Origin of the sequence: Methyloceanibacter caenitepidi, assembly GCF_000828475.1 — a bacterium.
Lineage (GTDB): Bacteria > Pseudomonadota > Alphaproteobacteria > Rhizobiales > Methyloligellaceae > Methyloceanibacter > Methyloceanibacter caenitepidi.
On the sequence record NZ_AP014648.1, the window covers coordinates 2,965,078 to 2,982,984 of the forward strand.

At 62.8% G+C, this 17,907-nt stretch carries 21 protein-coding genes and 1 tRNA gene; 15 read left to right on the plus strand and 7 right to left on the minus strand.

What is annotated here, in order from left to right:
- The first annotated feature begins 36 nt into the window (after positions 1 to 36).
- From GL4_RS14185 to GL4_RS14220, 7 genes are all read left to right on the plus strand, one after another.
- Positions 37 to 522, plus strand: a complete 486-nt coding sequence (locus GL4_RS14185; RefSeq protein ID WP_045368465.1) for a hypothetical protein — start codon at positions 37 to 39, stop codon at positions 520 to 522.
- A gap of 226 nt (positions 523 to 748) precedes the next feature.
- Complete coding sequence (locus GL4_RS14190; protein WP_244462722.1) at positions 749 to 1,369, plus strand: phage major capsid protein; 621 nt, start codon at positions 749 to 751, stop codon at positions 1,367 to 1,369.
- Positions 1,370 to 1,373: 4 nt separating this feature from the next.
- Entirely contained in the window at positions 1,374 to 1,679 is a 306-nt protein-coding gene (locus GL4_RS14195) for a hypothetical protein (RefSeq protein ID WP_045368470.1), read from the plus strand.
- On the plus strand, positions 1,680 to 2,135 hold the full coding sequence (locus GL4_RS14200) for a Fic family protein (protein ID WP_045368472.1): 456 nt from the start codon (positions 1,680 to 1,682) through the stop codon (positions 2,133 to 2,135).
- Between the two features lie 283 nt (positions 2,136 to 2,418).
- Complete coding sequence (locus GL4_RS14210; protein WP_045368476.1) at positions 2,419 to 2,769, plus strand: SLOG family protein; 351 nt, start codon at positions 2,419 to 2,421, stop codon at positions 2,767 to 2,769.
- Entirely contained in the window at positions 2,766 to 3,047 is a 282-nt protein-coding gene (locus GL4_RS17790) for a hypothetical protein (protein WP_045368477.1), read from the plus strand. Before GL4_RS14210 ends, GL4_RS17790 begins: the two co-directional genes overlap by 4 nt.
- Entirely contained in the window at positions 3,040 to 4,221 is a 1,182-nt protein-coding gene (locus GL4_RS14220) for a hypothetical protein (RefSeq protein ID WP_156137633.1), read from the plus strand. Before GL4_RS17790 ends, GL4_RS14220 begins: the two co-directional genes overlap by 8 nt.
- 70 nt (positions 4,222 to 4,291) lie before the next feature.
- On the opposite strand, the gene GL4_RS14225 is transcribed toward GL4_RS14220, so the two are convergent.
- Both GL4_RS14225 and GL4_RS14230 read right to left on the minus strand, forming a co-directional pair.
- A tRNA-Glu gene (locus tag GL4_RS14225) sits at positions 4,292 to 4,367 on the minus strand.
- Positions 4,368 to 4,416: 49 nt separating this feature from the next.
- A complete protein-coding gene (locus GL4_RS14230) occupies positions 4,417 to 4,866 on the minus strand; it encodes a hypothetical protein (RefSeq protein WP_045368482.1) in 450 nt (149 codons plus the stop codon).
- A gap of 35 nt (positions 4,867 to 4,901) precedes the next feature.
- Here GL4_RS14230 and GL4_RS14235 point away from each other — a divergent pair, with 35 nt between their 5' ends.
- The 3 genes from GL4_RS14235 to GL4_RS14245 all read left to right on the plus strand — a co-directional run bounded on the left by GL4_RS14235 (position 4,902) and on the right by GL4_RS14245 (position 7,913).
- Complete coding sequence (locus GL4_RS14235) at positions 4,902 to 5,984, plus strand: RluA family pseudouridine synthase (protein WP_172653366.1); 1,083 nt, start codon at positions 4,902 to 4,904, stop codon at positions 5,982 to 5,984.
- 123 nt (positions 5,985 to 6,107) lie between these two features.
- Positions 6,108 to 7,007, plus strand: a complete 900-nt coding sequence (gene rpoH, locus GL4_RS14240) for an RNA polymerase sigma factor RpoH (protein ID WP_045368485.1) — start codon at positions 6,108 to 6,110, stop codon at positions 7,005 to 7,007.
- Positions 7,008 to 7,103: 96 nt separating this feature from the next.
- A complete protein-coding gene (locus tag GL4_RS14245) occupies positions 7,104 to 7,913 on the plus strand; it encodes an alpha/beta fold hydrolase (protein ID WP_172653367.1) in 810 nt (269 codons plus the stop codon).
- Here the strand turns inward: GL4_RS14245 and GL4_RS14250 are convergent.
- The gene (locus tag GL4_RS14250; RefSeq protein WP_045368490.1) at positions 7,873 to 9,702 is read right to left on the minus strand and encodes a monovalent cation:proton antiporter-2 (CPA2) family protein; all 1,830 of its coding nucleotides are present in this window, start codon (positions 9,700 to 9,702) and stop codon (positions 7,873 to 7,875) included. The genes GL4_RS14245 and GL4_RS14250 overlap by 41 nt on opposite strands.
- Positions 9,703 to 9,813: 111 nt before the next feature.
- Between GL4_RS14250 and chrA the strand changes: the two genes are divergently transcribed.
- On the plus strand, positions 9,814 to 11,148 hold the full coding sequence (chrA, locus tag GL4_RS14255) for a chromate efflux transporter (RefSeq protein ID WP_082025684.1): 1,335 nt from the start codon (positions 9,814 to 9,816) through the stop codon (positions 11,146 to 11,148).
- A 175-nt stretch (positions 11,149 to 11,323) separates the two neighbouring features.
- On the opposite strand, the gene GL4_RS14260 is transcribed toward chrA, so the two are convergent.
- Both GL4_RS14260 and GL4_RS14265 read right to left on the minus strand, forming a co-directional pair.
- Entirely contained in the window at positions 11,324 to 11,620 is a 297-nt protein-coding gene (locus GL4_RS14260; protein WP_045368495.1) for a hypothetical protein, read from the minus strand.
- Between the two features lie 138 nt (positions 11,621 to 11,758).
- Positions 11,759 to 12,730 carry a magnesium transporter CorA family protein gene (locus tag GL4_RS14265; RefSeq protein ID WP_052464592.1) on the minus strand — a complete coding sequence of 324 codons (972 nt, stop codon included), beginning with the start codon at positions 12,728 to 12,730 and terminating at the stop codon, positions 11,759 to 11,761.
- Positions 12,731 to 12,885: 155 nt separating this feature from the next.
- Here GL4_RS14265 and GL4_RS17795 point away from each other — a divergent pair, with 155 nt between their 5' ends.
- Positions 12,886 to 13,299 carry a hypothetical protein gene (locus GL4_RS17795; RefSeq protein WP_208430884.1) on the plus strand — a complete coding sequence of 138 codons (414 nt, stop codon included), beginning with the start codon at positions 12,886 to 12,888 and terminating at the stop codon, positions 13,297 to 13,299.
- Between the two features lie 139 nt (positions 13,300 to 13,438).
- On the plus strand, positions 13,439 to 14,596 hold the full coding sequence (locus tag GL4_RS14275) for a transporter (protein WP_052464594.1): 1,158 nt from the start codon (positions 13,439 to 13,441) through the stop codon (positions 14,594 to 14,596).
- A 44-nt stretch (positions 14,597 to 14,640) separates the two neighbouring features.
- Here GL4_RS14275 and GL4_RS14280 read toward each other — a convergent pair whose 3' ends face one another.
- The gene (locus tag GL4_RS14280) at positions 14,641 to 15,555 is read right to left on the minus strand and encodes a lytic transglycosylase domain-containing protein (protein WP_052464597.1); all 915 of its coding nucleotides are present in this window, start codon (positions 15,553 to 15,555) and stop codon (positions 14,641 to 14,643) included.
- Between the two features lie 82 nt (positions 15,556 to 15,637).
- A complete protein-coding gene (locus GL4_RS14285) occupies positions 15,638 to 16,225 on the minus strand; it encodes a TetR/AcrR family transcriptional regulator (protein WP_045370233.1) in 588 nt (195 codons plus the stop codon).
- Positions 16,226 to 16,361: 136 nt separating this feature from the next.
- Between GL4_RS14285 and GL4_RS14290 the strand changes: the two genes are divergently transcribed.
- Both GL4_RS14290 and GL4_RS14295 read left to right on the plus strand, forming a co-directional pair.
- Entirely contained in the window at positions 16,362 to 17,111 is a 750-nt protein-coding gene (locus GL4_RS14290; protein WP_045368501.1) for an SDR family NAD(P)-dependent oxidoreductase, read from the plus strand.
- Positions 17,112 to 17,139: 28 nt separating this feature from the next.
- Positions 17,140 to 17,838, plus strand: coding sequence for a pirin family protein (locus GL4_RS14295; protein ID WP_045368504.1), 699 nt, complete (start codon positions 17,140 to 17,142; stop codon positions 17,836 to 17,838).
- Positions 17,839 to 17,907 lie beyond the last annotated feature (69 nt).

A 17,907-nucleotide genomic window follows, 5' to 3' on the forward strand; every position in this document is an offset into this window, starting at 1 on the left:
CGTCCAACAGCATCAACCCAAAGATCGGGGCATCGAATGACCGGCAAGACATCCCCCGAACTCATCCGAGATCTGATTGAGAAGGTCGAAGCAGGAAGCGGGCCTGATCGGGATATTGAGTTGGACGTGGCGATATGGGCACTGTTTGAGCCAAGTGACCACGGCTGCGCACAGCGCGAATACGAAACGAAGTTGGCGCAAGCCGAGGCCAACGGACTGACGAACCGAAAAGACGCCTGTTGGCGCTTCGCGTTCGGACGATGCCCAAAATATTCCGCCTCCATAGACGCAGCGGTAGCGCTTACAGAGAAGCTGTTCCCAGGCATCAACTGGGATGTGTCTTGGATCGGCGGGGAGTGGAGGCCGGGTTACATCGCGCGAGCGCGCGTGGCGATGCCGTATTCAGGCCGAGGCGACAAGGAAGACGGGTTCCCCTGCGAGAAGGGCGAAGCCAAAACCGCACCCCGCGCCCTTCTCTCCGCCACGCTCCGCGCCAAGCTTGCAATGATGGAGGATAGCTAGATGGAACTTGTATTCCTAGCGGCTAGGTGGGTTATCGGTGCATTGCTCGTTCTGCTGATTATCTGGCGTCTATGCGACCACGAAGATCGCATCCGCGATATTGAGCGCATCCAGAGCCAGAATGGAGGCGGGGATGGGTGAGCCTGTGGGGGCGGAACCAAGCCTTACCATCGATGACGTTGTACGAATACTAGACAGCAAGAGTACAGGCATGGCTCTGGTTGCAATGGTCTGTGGTGCGCAACAAGTTGAACGTCCAAACGGACGCTGGGTCATGAACCGCATTGCGATGGCAGCCTGCCGCAAGCTCAAAGACTCGGAAGGCGACTATCTCTGGCAACCGCCAATAAACGCCGCGAAGGATGACTCCCCCACGCTCATGGGCTTCCCGATTGTAGAAGACCAGAGCATGCCAAACGTGGGTTTGGATGGATTTTTGGTTGCCTTCGGACCAAGCGTCACCACCCCGGCCAAGGGGGAGGACAGCACCGTCCTCGAAGAACTCAAGCTCCTACGACAGCAGCTAGAGACAGGGGAACCCGACGGGGGCTCGCTGCGCATCCACTCTGCTACCGGCTACGACCAGCAGGCACAGGCAAACGTCCGCGCCATTGTTGGTGACGCTGAACGCCTCATCGAGTCCCTCAAGGAAGAACGGGACCAACTCCGTTCGGTTATAAACCATGCTTCCCCGAAGCTCTTGGACTACGCAGAAGAGATAAACGAACTCAAGGCACAGGTAGAGAAGCTGACAGCCTTGCTGAGCGACGCTGCGGCTCACGTTCTCCCGGCAGACACATACCTTCTTGACCGGATCACCGACGCACTAGCAGAGACCGGGGCGTAGAACGATGTCGGCAGAACAAGACGAACTCGTAGAGGCGGGATGCAAGGTGCTCAAGCCTGGAATGTTCGCGCACGGTCTTGAGGGCTTGGACAGCGACGGACCCGGCTGCAAAGCAACGATGAAAGCAGTTCGGAGCGATGTTGAAAAAGTAATCGAAGCCACCTGCCCCCTTATAGAGCGGGCGCTGCTGGAAGAGATGTTGCGTGTTTTCTGGCATGGTCCCTGTAACCCAGACGACGAATACCCAGCCTTATTCATCAAGAACTTCGCCAAAGAGAAGCGCAACATAGACCTATTGGGAGAAGGGTGAATGGCGTCACTGACTGACTTCATCCGCGAGTCCAATGCTATCGAGGGGATCTATCGCGATCCGACTGAGGCAGAGATCGCCGCTCACTTTCGGCTGCTAAACCTGTTCGAAGTGAGCGCCACAGCGCTCGGTGATTTTCAGGCTGTTGTAGCACCGCAGAAGCCGTTACGTGAGCGCGTCGGGATGAACGTCCGCGTCGGCAACTATATTGCCCCAGAAGGTGGGCCAAACATTGTCCGTCGCCTGCAAGCGATCTGCAAAAAGGCCAACCGCAACGAATGCCCGTGGAAGGTCCACTTGGCGTTCGAGCGGTTGCATCCATATCTCGACGGTAACGGAAGAACGGGGCGAGCCTTGTGGGCCTACATGATGCACGCCAAGGGGCATGACCCGTTCGCGCTATCGTTCCTACAACGCTTCTACTACCAGACTTTGGAGCGCGCCCCGTGGCGGTAGAGCCCCAAGTCATAACCCTCCCCGTGGTGACGATCTCCGAGCCGCATAGACTCGCGAACGGGAAGTGGCGCGTGGAGGCGAAGTGGTCCGATCGACCGACACTCACCTACCAGAAGACGGGCGATACACCGGAAGAGGCGATGTCAAAGGCGAGTGAAGCCACAGACCGTCGCTACGCCTCAATTCTAAAGTCGCAGGCGGCCAAATACAGCCGCAGCGCAGGACGACGCAAGCAAGCCCGTCTCGCTAATTCTGGGGCCGCTGCGGGCCAGGAGGCGGGATAGTGGAACGCTGGCTGATATGCGGCGGACGGGACTATGCCGACCGAACCACATTTTCCAACACCCTGATAGACCTAGCCGCAGACCGCGGGTGGCCACGCCTAGTGATTCACGGGAATGCTACGGGCGCGGATGCGTTGGCTGGCTTCTGGGCAATTGCCGTTGGCGTTCCCATCCTAGCGTTCGCTGCCGACTGGAACAAGCACGGCCGCGCGGCAGGCCCGATCAGAAATAAGCAGATGCTGGACGAGGGAAAGCCAGACTTGGTGATCGCTTTTCCCGGCGGCCGCGGCACGGCCAACATGGTGCGCCAGGCCCGAGAACGTGGCGTGGAAGTCGTGGAGGTCAAATGAGCGCCAGGCTCCGCTTCCGTGTCGATCCGAGAGACGCGCCGGCGGAGAAGGCGGCTCGGCTGCTGCACCTCAATCTGAAGGAGTTTGAGGCGAAGCTGCCGGAACTCGAAAGGCGTGGCTTCCCGCCGGCTGACCCCACGACCGGGATGTACGACCTAGTCGCGATCGACGCCTGGCAGAGCGCCCGGCACGCCAATCTAGGCTTGACGACACAACCCCAAGCACGGGACGCTAGAAGCGTAGTAGCGGCCCGTCTTGGGGGGATAAGGCGTGGGTAACGTGAAGATCCCGTACTATGTGGTGCCAAAGGGCAAAAAAAGCGGGTACTGGCGCCCCAACAAGTACATGAAGCGGCTCGGCTTTAGCGATATCCGATGCGGACCAGACGGCCCCGAGGCTTGGAAAATAGCCGAAAGCTGGAACGCCAAATGGAAGGCGGTACAGGCCGGGGATTCCCTGTCCCCGCAGGCCACCACGAAGCTATCCGTTGAAGAGGCCGAAGACCTGACGATCTATCCCGAGGGCAGCATCGGCGCGGGCTTCCGGCGCTACCGGAAATCGCTCCCCTGGCGCGAGAAGGCGGAACGGACGCGGGAGAATTGGTGGCGGGGCTGGAAGCGCATCAAGCCGGTGTTCGGCGACGTTGACCCTGCCACGGTCGAACCGGAGCATATCGAGGATTGGTATGCGGGGCTCTTGCAGAACCACAGTCTCCACGAAGCGTGGCTCGCAACAAAGACATGGCGTGCGCTCTGGAAGCCGCTGGCGTCCTACGGGCTCTGCGTGAAGAATGCGGACCCGTCCGGCAATATCCGCAACTCGGCGCCGAAGGGGCGAACCGCCACCTTTTCGGAAGGCGAAGCCGTCCGGCGCATCAAGCGCGCGATCCGCATGGGCCACCACGGTCTAGCCTGCATCATGGCAACGGCATGGGACACGCAATTCTCGCCTGTCGATTGTCGCACACTCGCGCCTGAGCATCGAGGCGAGGACGGCGACGGCGCGTTCTTCCTGAAGTATCGGGAGAAGACGAAGGACGCGGACCCCGACGCTATTGAGGCGGTCGGCACGCTCAGCAAGCGCAGCCGGCGACTGATCGAAGCCTATCTCGCATCGCTGCCGATCGAGATATTGCCGGGGGCCCCGCTGTTCCGGAACCGCACCGGCACGCCTTACACTAAGGACACGCTGTCTCGCGACTTCCGGGCCGTGCGCGATGTCGAGGCCCCCGGCGACGACAGGAAGCTTATGGACTTCCGCCGGTCGGGCGCCGTCGAGGCAACCGCGGGCGACGTCGATCCGCTGGCACTGTCTCAGAAGATGGCCAACTCGATCGCCCGTTCGAAGAAGCTGCAGGACACATACATCCCCAAGCGCGCGGCACTGGTGCGCAGCGCCGACAAGGCGAGAGTGCGGGGACGGCAGGCGCTACGGGGGAACAAAGGTGGCTAGAAAGTTACAACCTGCCGCCCGGACGAGTTACAACCTTTTGTGTGATGACGCGCTAAGCCATTGATTTCGCTGGCAGCCCGTAGGGGAATCGAACCCCTGTTTCCGCCGTGAGAGGGCGGCGTCCTAGGCCACTAGACGAACGGGCCCTGCGCACGAACGAGAAGCTATAGTTCTGCTCCCCGCGGCGATCAAGGCTTATTGCGCGGGCGGCGCGTCTTTGTCGATCTTGACGCGGGAAACGACCTTGCCCGTCGTGAGATCCACGACCACGATCTCAGCTTCCTCGCGCGAGCGGACGTAGAGCGCGAGCCGTTGCCCGTCGAGCGACATGGACACGACCTCCCCATCGCCGGGAATGCTCAAGGCCTGCAGCGCACTCGAAGCGGCCCGCTCCATTGCGACTGGGTCCGGCGGAGGCGCGGCCACCGTCGCTTCGGCGGGCACCTTCTTCCCAACCTTCGAAGCCTGGTAGATCAGGCCCGCGATCACGGCGGCGAACCCAGCGAGGAGCAGGATGCCCATCACCACCACGGCGATCTTGAGCATGCCCACCTGGCGCGGCGTAAACACCGTGCCTTCGATGCGCTCATCTTCCGGCCGCGTGGTCTTGGCTGCCGAATTCTCTGGGTCGACCGTCGTTGTCATCCTATGACAGACTCCGAAACATGCCGCGCACGACAATGATTGAGACAGATACCTCGACCGACCTGGACGCCGCCACGGACCTCGATGCCATCGAGGATCCTTTGGAGACGGAGACCGCGCGTTTGGCCGCCGTGGATGAACCCCAGATCGGCCAGCGGCTCGACCGGTTTCTGAGCGAGGCGCTTCCCGATGTGAGCCGCACGCGCATCCAGGCGTTGATCCGTGAAGGGCAAGTGCGGTTCGCGGTCGGCCCCTCGGGCGGCGCGACCATAGAGGACGTGAAATATCGGGTCAAACAGGGTGACTGCTTCGAACTCACCCTGCCGCCGGCCGCCGAAACGGAGCTGAAGCCGCAGGCGATCCCCCTCGATGTCGTCTACGAGGACGAGGACGTGATCGTCATCGACAAGCCTGCCGGGCTCGTCGTGCATCCGGGCGCAGGCCAACCCGACGGCACGCTCGTGAACGCGCTTCTCGCCCATTGCGGCAAGAGCCTTTCGGGCATCGGCGGCGTGGCGCGCCCCGGCATCGTCCACCGGCTCGACAAGGACACGAGCGGGCTCATGGTCGCGGCGAAGAACGACCGGGCCCATCGCGCGCTCGCCGAGCAATTCGCCGACCACGGACGAACGGGCGAGATGGCGCGCGGCTATCTCGCGCTTGTGTGGGGAGCGCCCTCCCGTCCTCACGGCCGCATCGAAGCCCCGATCGGCCGCCACCCCACGAGCCGCACGCGGATGGCTGTCGTGCCGGAAGACAAGGGCCGCTCCGCCGCCACGGCATGGCGTCTCGCCGAGAGTTATGGCGGCACGGGCAAGGACGCCGTCGCCTCGCTGATCGAATGCACGCTTGAAACCGGACGGACCCATCAGGTGCGCGTTCACATGGCGCACTACGGTCACCCGCTCGTGGGCGATCCCCTCTACGGCGCCGGCTTCAAGTCGAAGCTCAAGACGCTGCCCGAAACTTTGGCCGCCGCGATTACGTCGCTCGACCGGCAGGCGCTTCATGCCGCGCACCTGTCCTTCGTCCATCCGGCAACAGGGACCTTACTGGAATTTAACAGTGATCTCCCTGACGATCTCGCCGAGATTGTGCGACAATTCAAGCAACTGTGATGATGCGCCCCTCTTTCATGCACGCATGAAACGTCCTATAGACGGACGGGCCGGGGGACGTACATGAGGAAAGACGCGGGGGCTGTTGCGTCCCTGCAGGAGACGGGTTCCGGGAAGACAGCAATGGCCTCGAAGAGCTTACCGAGCGTCAGCGCGCATGGCGGACTGACGCGCTATCTAGAAGAAATTAGACAGTTTCCGATGCTGGAGCCGCAGCAGGAGTACATGCTTGCCAAGAGCTGGCGCGAGCATGGCGATCGCGATGCGGCGCACGAACTGGTGACGTCCCATTTGCGGCTCGTGGCGCGCATCGCCATGGGCTATCGCGGCTATGGCCTCCCGATCGGCGAAGTGATCTCTGAAGGCAACGTGGGCCTGATGCAGGCCGTGAAGCGTTTCGACCCCGAGAAGGGCTTCCGCTTGGCGACCTACGCCATGTGGTGGATCCGCGCGGCGATCCAGGAGTACATCCTGCGTTCGTGGAGCCTTGTGAAGATGGGCACCACGGCGGCGCAGAAAAAGCTGTTCTTCAATCTCCGCAAGATCAAGGGACAGCTCAAGGCGCTGGAGGATGGCGATCTGCGTCCCGATCAGGTGAAGCAGATCGCGACGCGGCTTGGCGTCAGCGAAGACGACGTCGTGTCCATGAACCGCCGGCTCGGCGGCGACTCCTCCCTCAATGCGCCGGTGCGCAACGACGCGGAAAGCGGCGAGTGGATGGATTGGCTCGTGGACGACACCGCGGTCGATCAGGAAACCGCGCTGGCCGAGTCCGAGGAGCAGGAACAGCGCCGCGGCATGCTGCACGACGCGCTCAAGGGGTTGAACGAGCGGGAGCGCCGCGTGTTCGAGGCGCGCCGCCTGTCCGAAGACCCGCTGACCCTGGAGCAGCTCTCCACCGAGTTCGGCGTCAGCCGCGAACGCATCCGCCAGATTGAGGTCCGCGCCTTCGAAAAGGTGCAGAAGGCCGTCCAGAAGGCCGCCGCCGCTGCCGAGGAGCCGGAGCTCGAACCCGCCGACTAGGGCGGCTCGCCCCCATGTGGCGGGACCACTCCTTGCGGCGGTAGACGCGAATCGCCCTGCCCGCTAATGATCGGGGCGGCAGATGAGGGGCGGCGCGTGAATATTCTGGAATCCGGCGATGTGGAGATTGCCTATCTCGACGAGGGTGAAGGTCCGACGGTGCTGCTCGGCCATTGCTCTGCCGCATCCCACAAGGAATGGGCCCCGCTGATCGAAGTGCTCGCGGAGCACTGGCATGTCCTTGCACCCGATTTTATCGGCTACGGACAAACCGGCCCCTGGCCTGCCGAAAAACCGTTCTCGATCGATGCGGATGTCGAAGCGTTGCTTGCGGTCGCCGAAACAGCCGAAGCGCCGCTCCATCTCGTGGGGCATTCCTACGGCGCGGCGCTGGCGCTCGAAGCGGCGCGCGCGCTAAAAGACAAGGTCAAAAGCCTCACCCTGGTCGAGCCCGTCTCGTTTCACCTGTTGCGCTTGGAAGATCTGCCCGAGTGGCAGGACGTGGAGAAGCTGGGCGTGGCCGTTCTCGACCCTGTCGCCAAGGGAGACGACAAGAAGGCCGCCGGGGCCTTCATGAGCTATTGGCTCGGCCGCTGGCGCTGGTGGATTGCGCCTGAGAGCTTCAAGAGCGCCATCGCCACAACGATCCCGAAAGTCGCGCTCGAGTTCTCGATCGCGCTCGATGCGAACAGCACGACGATGGACTATGCGGAGATCACCGCCCCCACCTTGCTGATCATGGGATCGAAAACGCCCCCGCCGACGCGCGCGGTGACCGAGCTCTTGAGTAAGACGCTCCCGAATGTGGAACTCAAGACGCTCAAAGGCGCCGGCCATATGAGCCCGTTCACCCATCCGGGCAAGCTCAACCAGATGATCCTCGATCATCTGAACGCTCATCGCTAGCGCCGCCGTTCTCCAACGCTTCGATGTCCTTCGCGAACAGGTCCTCCAACTCCACGGCGGCCGACAGGGCGTTCGCGCGCATCTTCTCCCGGTCCGTGTAGTCCTGGTACTCGTTGAAGAGCCGCGCCTCGTCGTGGGTCTTGAAGGTTTCGATGAGACGTTTGGCTTCGTTGGGCCTCAATCCAAGGCCGCGCAGGAGTTCGGACGTCAGAGTCAACGCAGCCAGGAAGGTCTCGCGTTCGATGATGGTAATGCCGAGATCCATGAGCTTGTGGACGTGGATGCGGTCTCGCGCGCGGGCATAGATGGGGAGGTCGGGGAAATTCTCCCGGACGATCTCCGCTACGCGTAGGGAATTCTCCACATCGTCGATGGCCAGCACGAAGGCGCTGGCCTTATCGGTGCCCGCCGCGCGCAGGATGTCGATGCGGCCCGCATCCCCGTAATAGATCTTGGCGCCGAAGCGCTTGACGAAATCGACCTGCGCAATGGACTTGTCGAGTGCCGTAAACGGAATATGCCGGGCGCGCAGGACGCGGGCGACGATCTGTCCGAACCGTCCAAACCCGGCAATAATGACGTGTTTCTCGTCCTCCGGCGGAATCTCGTAATCAGGCGCCGTGCTCTTGCCTATCCGCCGGACCATGTCGTCCGCAAGCAAGAGCAGCGGCGTCGCCGCCATGGAAAGCGTGACCGCCAAGGTGAGAAGCCCCGCCGTGTCGCGGTCGATCGCTCCTTCGACAATCCCTACCGAAAACAGAACGAAGGCGAACTCGCCGCCCTGGCTCAGTACGATCCCGAGCCGGCGCGCTTGCACGGTCTTCAATCCCCACCAGCGGCCGAGCCCGAACAGAACTGCGAACTTCACGGCGATCAGCACCGCCACAATGAGAAGCAACGCGCCCGGCCGGGCGACCAGAACCGAAAGCTCGATGGACATGCCCACGGCCATAAAGAACACGGCCAGCAGCAGACCTTCGAACGGCGCGATGTCCGCCTCGATCTGATGGCGATATTCCGAGTCGGCGAGGAGAGCGCCGGCGATGAAAGATCCCAGTGCCGCGGACAGCCCCACCTCTTCCATCAGCAGCGCCACCCCGACCACCGTCAGAAGTGCCGATGCCGTCATGGCTTCGCGCACCCCAACCTTGGCCACGAGCCGGTAAAGCCGGCTCAACAGAAAGCGGCCGACGACGATGACGCCGGCAATGGTCAGAATGGCAAGACCCGCGCTGCCGAGATCCATCGGAGGCTCTTCGCCGCTACCGAGCGCGAACAGCGGCACGAGCGCGATCAGCGGAATCGCGGCGAGGTCCTGAAACAGCAGGATCGAGAAGGCAAGCCGTCCATGGCGGGTCGTGAGCTCGCCTTTCTCCTCCAGGACCTGCAAGGCAAAGGCGGTGGACGACAGCGACAACGCCAGGCCGATGAAAAGCGCCTGCCCGGTCGCGAGCCCGAAGGCAAGGCCGATGGCGGCCAGGACGAAGCCGGTCACGACAAGCTGGGCCGCGCCGAGCCCGAAGATAGCCGAGCGCATGGCCCACAGACGCACGGGACGCAGTTCGAGGCCGATCACGAACAACAGCAGGACGACGCCGAACTCGCCGAACTCAAGGACCTTTTCCACGTGGTCCAGGGCGTAGAGCGGCCCCAGCACATACGGCCCGATGACCACCCCGGCGGCGAGATAGCCGAGCACCGCGCCGATGCCGAGATAGCGGCCCAACGGCGCGGCAATGGCGGCAGCGGCCAAAAACACCGTTACCTGAATAAGCTGCGCCTCTGTCATATCTGTCGCGTACCCTCCGCCGATTCTGGGTATCACGCCAATGCCCGGCTGGCTAACGCCGCTTTTGGCGATCGCCCCGTCCCCTGCTAGGAGGAGCCAAAGGACGAGTGAATGAATAGCAGCCCTGGAGACATGCCCAGCGCACCGGCAAATCGCGCGCCCTCCCCGTCATTGAGCGAAGCCCTGCCCGTGTGGACGAAGATCGGCGTCACGTCGTTTGGCGGGCCCGCGGGGCAAATCGCGCTCATGCACCGCGAGCTCGTTGAGGAGCGCGGCTGGATCGGCCACGAACGATTCCTGCACGCGCTGAACTTCTGCATGCTGCTGCCGGGCCCCGAGGCGATGCAGCTGGCGACCTATGTGGGCTGGAGACTGAACGGCACGCGGGGTGGCCTCGCCGCCGGGCTGCTCTTTGTCCTGCCCGGCGCCGCCGTGGTTCTGGCCCTTTCCATCGCCTATGCCTGGTATGGCCAAGCGCCCGTGGTGGAAGCCGCTTTCGTCGGCATCAAGGCCGCCGTGCTGGTGATCGTCGTCGACGCCTTACTGAAAGTGGCCAAGCGCGCCCTTCACGGTGTGCATGCCTGGGCGATCGCCGCGATCGCCTTCATCGCCATCTTCTTCTTCGCGGTGCCGTTCCCCATCATTGTCGCCGCGGCGGCGCTGGCCGGCTATCTCCTGGCGCGCCTCGCGCCCGAAAGCATCCCGGGCGCCGACACGGCAGCACTCGATACCGAACCTGTCACACTTGGACAGACGCTACGGACGGCCAGCACCTGGCTCGCCGTGTGGATCGTACCGCTCGTCGCCGTAAGCTTGGCGTTTCCGGAGGTCTTCACGGACCTGTCCGTATTCTTCTCGAAGCTCGCCGTGGTGACGTTCGGCGGCGCCTATGCGGTGCTCGCCTACATGGCGCAGCAGGCGGTCGAGACCTATGGCTGGCTGAGCGCCCCAGAGATGCTGGATGGGCTCGGACTTGCGGAAACGACGCCCGGACCGTTGATCCTCGTCACAGAGTTCGTCGGCTTCCTCGGCGCCTATCGCCATGGGGGCGAGCCCGCGCTTGCCTACGGCCTCTTGGGTGCGGCCGTGACTCTTTGGGCCACCTTCGCCCCGTGCTTCTTGTGGATTTTCACGGGCGCACCCTATGTGGAGCAACTGCGCGCCAACCCGAAACTCGCCGGCGCGTTGCGGGGCGTCACAGCGGCCGTGGTCGGCGTGATCTTGAACTTGAGTCTGTGGTTCGCGCTGCACGTCGTCTTCAAGACGGTGACGGCGACGGATGCCGGTCCCTTGCGGCTGTGGATGCCCGAACTTGCCAGCTTCCAGTGGGACGCCGCGCTTCTCGCAGGTCTTGCCGCGCTTCTGATCTTCGGTGCGCGGCTCGGCATTCTCACGACGCTGGCGATCTGCGCTGGTGCAAGCCTCACCCTCTCGGCGCTGGTCTAGCGCTCAAGTAGCCATTCGGCGATAGCGCGAATTAAGAAGCCTCAAGTAGCCACTCGGCGATAGCGCGAATCAAGAAGCCCTCAAGCAGCCGCTAGGCGATAGGGCAGACAAAACAAAAACGCGGGAGGAAAACCTCCCGCGTTCTCGAAACTCATTGATGCCTGTTGTGCGACGCTTACTTCGGCACGAACAGATTGACGAACGGCGCGCGCACCCAGGTGCCACGGCGGCTTGTCTTCACATCCGTAAACGGTGCGCGGACATCGGTCTCGGCATCGCTTGTGCGAACGGACGTTGTCGGGGCATCGACCACCGTCTCGCGATTGCGGCGGCGCCAGCCGACCTCCTGCACCACGCCGTTCTTGGCCGTCGGAACTGTCAGCCCAGCAGGGCCGGCGCTTGCGGTCGCAGGCGCAAAGACGGCGGCGGCGCAGAACGCCGTGAGAAATCCGGAAACGATCAGACGAGTCATCCTTCCTCCTATCCAGGGGTTCGGGTGTCTGGACTTGCGGGCACTATCTGTGCACGAGCACTTCAAAGAAATTATGACCACAAACATCCGCTTGGCCCCGAATGTGGCGATAGCGATGCCGCAGTGCAACCCCAATCTCTACAGCCAGCCCTTATGCTTGAAATAAAGATAAGGGAGTATCGCGAATAGAATCATCATGCCGAGCGCGGCCGGGTAGCCGAAGACCCAGCCAAGTTCGGGCATATCGTGGAAATTCATCCCGTATATCGATGCAATCAATGTCGGTGGCAGGAAGACGACGGCCGCGACCGAGAAAATTTTAATGATGTCGTTCTGTTGGATTTGGATCATGCCCAGCGTCGCATCGAGCAGAAACACGATCTTGCCCGACAAGAATGTGGCGTGGTCCGTCAGCGAGTTGACGTCGCGCACGGCCGCGCGCACCCGCGAGGAGACGATCTTACCCTCTTTCCGTTCGTTGACCGCGTAGGCGAGATAGGTCAGGAGGCGGCCAAGGGAGTAGCAACTCTCCCGCACCTTCGAGACGACTTCGCCCTCATGGCCGATCGACTGCAAGACCACATCGTAGCGGTGCTGGCGCTTGAGGGCCGGATCCTGTTTTTTGAAGACCGATCGCGACAGATGCTCCACCTGCCCCTGGATCTGTTCGATGAAATCGGCGAGGCGATCGACCACGGCCTCCAACAAGCCGATCAGGACCATGCAGCCTCTGTTTAGGTCCAGCTCCTGCCTGTTGCAGCGGGTGAGAAAGAAGGCGAAAGCGCCGGGCTCGGCGTAGCGCACGGTCAAGAGCCGGTTCCCCACCAGAATGAACGTCACCGGCGTGACCTGGGCTTCGCTGCCGCCGCCTTTGAACACCAGCGTTGCCGTCATGAAGAAGGCCCCGTCTTCCTGGTAGAGGCGGCTGCTCGCCTCGATTTCCTGCAGTTCCTCTCGGGTCGGGACGTCGATCCCGAGAGCCTGTTCGATGATGTGTTCTTCTTCCGGGGTCGGATTGAGAAGATCGATCCACACGGCCTCTGCAGTTGCCCGGGGCAGACCGGTCTGGGGCGTAAGCTTCCCTTCGCCTGCCTCATAAATCGTGATCATCGCAAAAAAGGCCTCCCCAGCGAATTCGACGCAGCCTTAGAAAGTGGACGGGTGGTCAAATATTGCGTTAAATCAACACTTCGAACTTGGCGAATAGCCATAATCCATTCGCGTTGTCTTTGTTGACGGGAATGGCGAGAAACTCAAGGACTCCGATGCGCTGGCTCCGTAAGGAACGGGACTTAATTGGACTCATCATGATCTGGGGCTTGCTGCTCCAGTCGCTGGTGATTCCGATGTCGTCGACCGCCCATGCGGCCATGCTGGCCAGCGGATCCGACACTGCCGGCATCATCTGCACCACGCGCACGGCAAGTCCGGTTCCGGCCGGAACCTTCGCGCCGGGCGAGCAGAAGCAGAGCCAGAACAGCGCCGACTGCCAATGCTGCCACATGAGCTGCCGCCAAGGATGCGGCGGGATGTGCGGTGGTACCGGTCTCGGCGCGTTTGCCTATCTGGTGACGCCGCACCGTGCGTTCTTGTCCGCAGCCGAAAAGGCGAACACCCCAGCGGCCTATGACGCGGGTTTGTTCGCTGAAAGCCAGCCGCGCGCTCCACCCCTCGCGTAAGTCCAAAAAACCTTTCAGCTACGTGATTGCACGATCGCGCGCCGTTTCCCGGTACGCGATTTTCGCGTGTCACGCCCGACTACACGACAACGCAATGCGAGAGATGTCCGGCAAGAACCGGCGCTCTTGGGGGGTATCAATGAAAAACTCAACGGTGCGCCGGCAGATCCCGGCGCTCGGTCTCTGCCTCGCTATGGGGCTCACCATCGCAGCGAGTCAGGCACACGCCGATTCCGATCACGGAACCGGCCCGCTCGCGGACACGCATGGCCCGGCCGGCGTCATGTTCGACCACATGCACAAAGCCGGCGAATGGATGGTCGGTTTCCGCTACGCATATTCCAGCGAAAGCGGCGACATTCTTCACGGCGGCAGCAAAGCCGGCGATCAGATGGTCATCGATCATGGCTGTGGCACCCATAAGTGCTCGATGGCGCCCGGCAGCATGTCCATGAACATGTACATGCTGGACATCATGTACGCGCCCACCGACTGGATGACCCTGATGGTGATGCCGATGTACATGACCCACGACATGACGATGCGGCCGCTGCAATCGACCGCCAGTCCTATGGGCCACGGCAGCATGGGGCACGGCAGCTCCATGGCCATGGACATGGGAATGGACGACGACATGAGCGAGATGATGGACCACGGCACCCACGCGCACAGCGGCGCCCACACCCATGGGACGGACGGATGGGGAGACACGATCTTCGGTCCGGAACTCCGGGTCGCCGACGGCCCAGGCTATCACATCCAGTTCTCCCCGATGTTCAGCGCGCCGACAGGCTCGGTGAACAAAAAGACGAACGGCTCCTTCACCCACTACATGATGCAGCCGGGCTCCGGCACCTGGGACTTCCTCCCAAGCATCACCTATACGGGCCGTGCCGACCGCCTGACTTGGGGCGCCCAGGTTCTCGGCGTCGTGCGCATGGAGGAGGAAAATGATTCCGGCTACCGGCTCGGCAACGTGTTCCAGGCCACAGGCTGGGGCAGCTATCGCTTTGCCGACTGGATCTCGGCCTCCGTTCGCGGCCTGTACACTGACGAGGGACAGATCGAAGGCCACTACAACGGTCCGCATAACCATTCGAGCCCGCCCGACCTTCAATACAATTACGGTGGGACCTATTGGGACATCGGATTCGGCATCAACACGGTGATCCCGAGCGGGCAGCTCAAGGGCCTACGCTTTTCTGCCGAATGGCTCCAGCCCGTGGACGAAGACGTAAATGGCTACCAGCTCGAGCGGAACGGAACGCTCTGGGCCAATACATCCTACGCGTTCTAGGTTCGCCTTCGACCAGCGGGCAATGGTCGCTTTGCCGCTGCCCACTAGTTCTTCGTGACGATACAGGCGCCGCCTTCCCGACGGAGGGCGGCGCAAACGTCTTGGGCCTCGCTACGACTGCTGGCGCCGACTTGCACCATGTAGAGTGGGCGACGTCCCCGGCTACGATTGCGCTTGGGGAAAACGTAAGGCTCCGCCTCCCCTAGCGCGCTCCCGTAGGCCTGCTTCAACCGACCATATTTCGCGAGGGCTTTCGACTTGGAGAAAGCCACCGAGACTTGGGCGCCCCAGGGACGCCAGCGCGCACTCGCCGTGAGCGGACTCGTGTCCGCGAAGGCCCGGACAACCAATGGCGCGAGTTTCTTGCATGAGTCCTGCACTACGTCGCCCTCAATACTGAGCGCTGCAGGGAGGACGGCACCCTCTTCTTTCCAGTCCTCAGCGAAGCGGCCGGTGACGAACCGCACATAGGCCTGGGTCTCGCCGGGCAGCGTGCGCTTCCCGTCTAGCCAGCCTTGCACGCGTTCCTCACCTGCATTGTACGCAGCCGCCGCCAAGCCGAAATTGCCGAACATCCGCTTGAGATCGGACAGAAGACTGGCCGAATGCTTGATCGCGGCGATCGGCTCGAACGGATCGTCGAGCCCGCGCCGCTCGGCCGTTGCTGGCATGAACTGGGCGATGCCTTGCGCGCCCTTGGGGCTCACCGCGTTGGGGTTGAAATGGCTTTCGCGCCAGATGAGGCGCACGAACGGCATGGGCGGCAGGCCCCGCTGCTCCGCTTGTTGCTGCATGTAAGGGCACACGATTTCAACGAAGGGTCTCGGCCCCGCCACAACGGCGGCGGCTGCTTTGATGCCGGCAGCGACGGCGGTGGCAGGCTCGCTGGCCGCGTGAGCCTGGACTCCGCTGCCAACCAGAACGAGCGCTATGGCTGCACTTTTCCGGATGCCACACATGATCCGATCCCGCGTCCAAGGCCGTCTGCGACACCTGAGCATACTCGCTCGATAGGGCAGGAGGGCGACCGGCGTCCCGCGATCAGGCAGGCCATGCTCCAAGAGCAATGTCGGCAACGCGCTCCAAGTCCTTGCAGGTCGCGCCGGCGGCGGCCTGAACCGACATGCCTTGCACCACCGTCGTGATGTAGCGCACCAAGCCCTCGGCATCGGCGTCCTCCGGCAGCTCGCCTTCGGCCTTGGCCCGCTCCAGCCGCTCGAGGATTTGCTGCTCGCCTTGCTCGACTTTGGTCTTCAGCATCTCGCGGAGGCAGGCAGTGTGCTCGCCCGCACTGGCGATCGCTTGGACATAGAGACATCCGACCGGGCTCGAATTGCCGGTGAGATTCCGCGCGGCTTCGCGCAGAAGGGCTTCGATAGCCCCGCGCGCTGTCGGCGCTGCCAGCAGCGCCGCGCGCCGCTCGGCACGAACGTCGGCATAGCGATCCAGCGCCTGGCGGAACAGCTGCTCCTTGTTTCCAAAAGCGGCATAAAGACTCGGGGGATTGATTCCCATGGCTTCCGTCAGGTCGCAAATGCTCGCGCCCTCGAAGCCCTGTCGCCAGAAAACCTCGAGCGCGCGGTCCAACGCCTGGTTCTTGCAAAAGGTTCTCGGACGGCCTGCGGCCACGATTCGCGCTCCTTCCAAAGTACCGATCCCTAGCACCTCCATAATTTATAGTGCACGTTATATAATTCCCTTGACGTTGTGGGTCCAGACACTTATGTAGCGATCACTACATTATTTCAGCAGGAGTGTTTGGACCATGTCGAAAACGCTTGAGGGGAAAATCGCGCTCGTGACGGGCGGATCGCGCGGTATTGGCGCTGCTACTGCCCGGGCTCTGGCGGAAAACGGCGCCGACGTTGCCATCAGCTATGCCAGCTCGAAGGATCGCGCGGACGCGGTGGTCGAGGACTTGAAAGCTCTCGGCGTGCGCGCCAAGGCGTTCCAGGCCGACCAGGCAAACACCGACGAGGTGAGCGGCCTGGTGGCTGCCGTCGTCTCCCATTTCGGACGAGTCGACATCCTGGTGAACAATGCCGGCGTGTTCGTGATGGGTCAGGTGCACGACCGGGCCAACAACGTCGCCGAGCTCGACCGCATGTTCGACGTCAACGTCCACGGCGTGGCGACGGCTGTACGGGCCGTGGCGCCGATCATGGCGGACGGCGGACGCATCATCTCGATCGGTTCGATCGTTGGCGATACCTCTCCATGGCCCGGGCTGGCGGACTACTCCGCGACCAAGGGCGCCGTCGCCGCCTATACCCGCGGCTGGGCCCGCGATCTCGGACCGCGCGGCATCACCGTCAATACGATCCAGCCGGGCCCGATCGACACGGACATGAGCCCCGCAGACGGCGAGATGGCACCGACCCTCTCGGCCAGCACGGCGCTGGGCCGCTACGGCAAGCCCGAAGAAGTCGCGGCGGCTGTCGCTTTCCTCGCTGGACCGCAAGCCTCGTACATCACCGGGGCGACATTGAACGTGGATGGCGGCATCACCGCCTAGGACAGAACGATAAGAACAGGAGGTTCCGATGATTGAAGTCAGGCCCTTCGAGACACTGGGGCGCGCGGATCACGGCTGGCTCAAGGCCAACCATCACTTCTCGTTCGCGCGCTATTTCGATCCCAAGCGTCTGAACCACGGCGCCTTGCGCGTCTGGAACGACGACGAGATCGCACCGAACACAGGCTTTCCGCCTCATCCGCATAGAGAGATGGAGATCATCACCTATGTGCGGCACGGCGCGATCACCCATGAGGACAATCTCGGCAATCGCGGGCGCACCGAAGCCGGCGACGTGCAGGTCATGAGCGCAGGGAACGGCATCCGCCATGCGGAGTACAACTTCGAGGACGAGCCGACGACCCTGTTTCAGATCTGGATTGAGCCGGGCGTCGAAGGCGGCACCCCGTCCTGGGGTACCAAGCCGTTCCCTCGGGCGCAGCGCGCGGGTGAGTTCGTCCCGCTGGCCTCGGGCTTCGAAGGCGACACCGAAGCGCTGCCGATCCGCGCCGAGGCGCGCGTGCTCGGCGCAACGCTCAAGGCCGGCGAGGCCGCGGAGTACCGCATGGGCACACGGCGGCACGCCTATCTGGTGGCGGCCGTGGGCAAGATCGAGGTCAACGGCATCGTCGCCAATAGCCGCGACGGCGTCGCAATCACCAACGAGACCGTCGTGACGGTCAAAGCGATCGACGACTCGGAAGTCGTTCTGGTCGATTCCCCTTAAGTCCAGGGATCTCCCCATCCCCCTGGCAACGGGGCGGCGTCTAGCCCACGAGACGCCGCCCCATTTTTT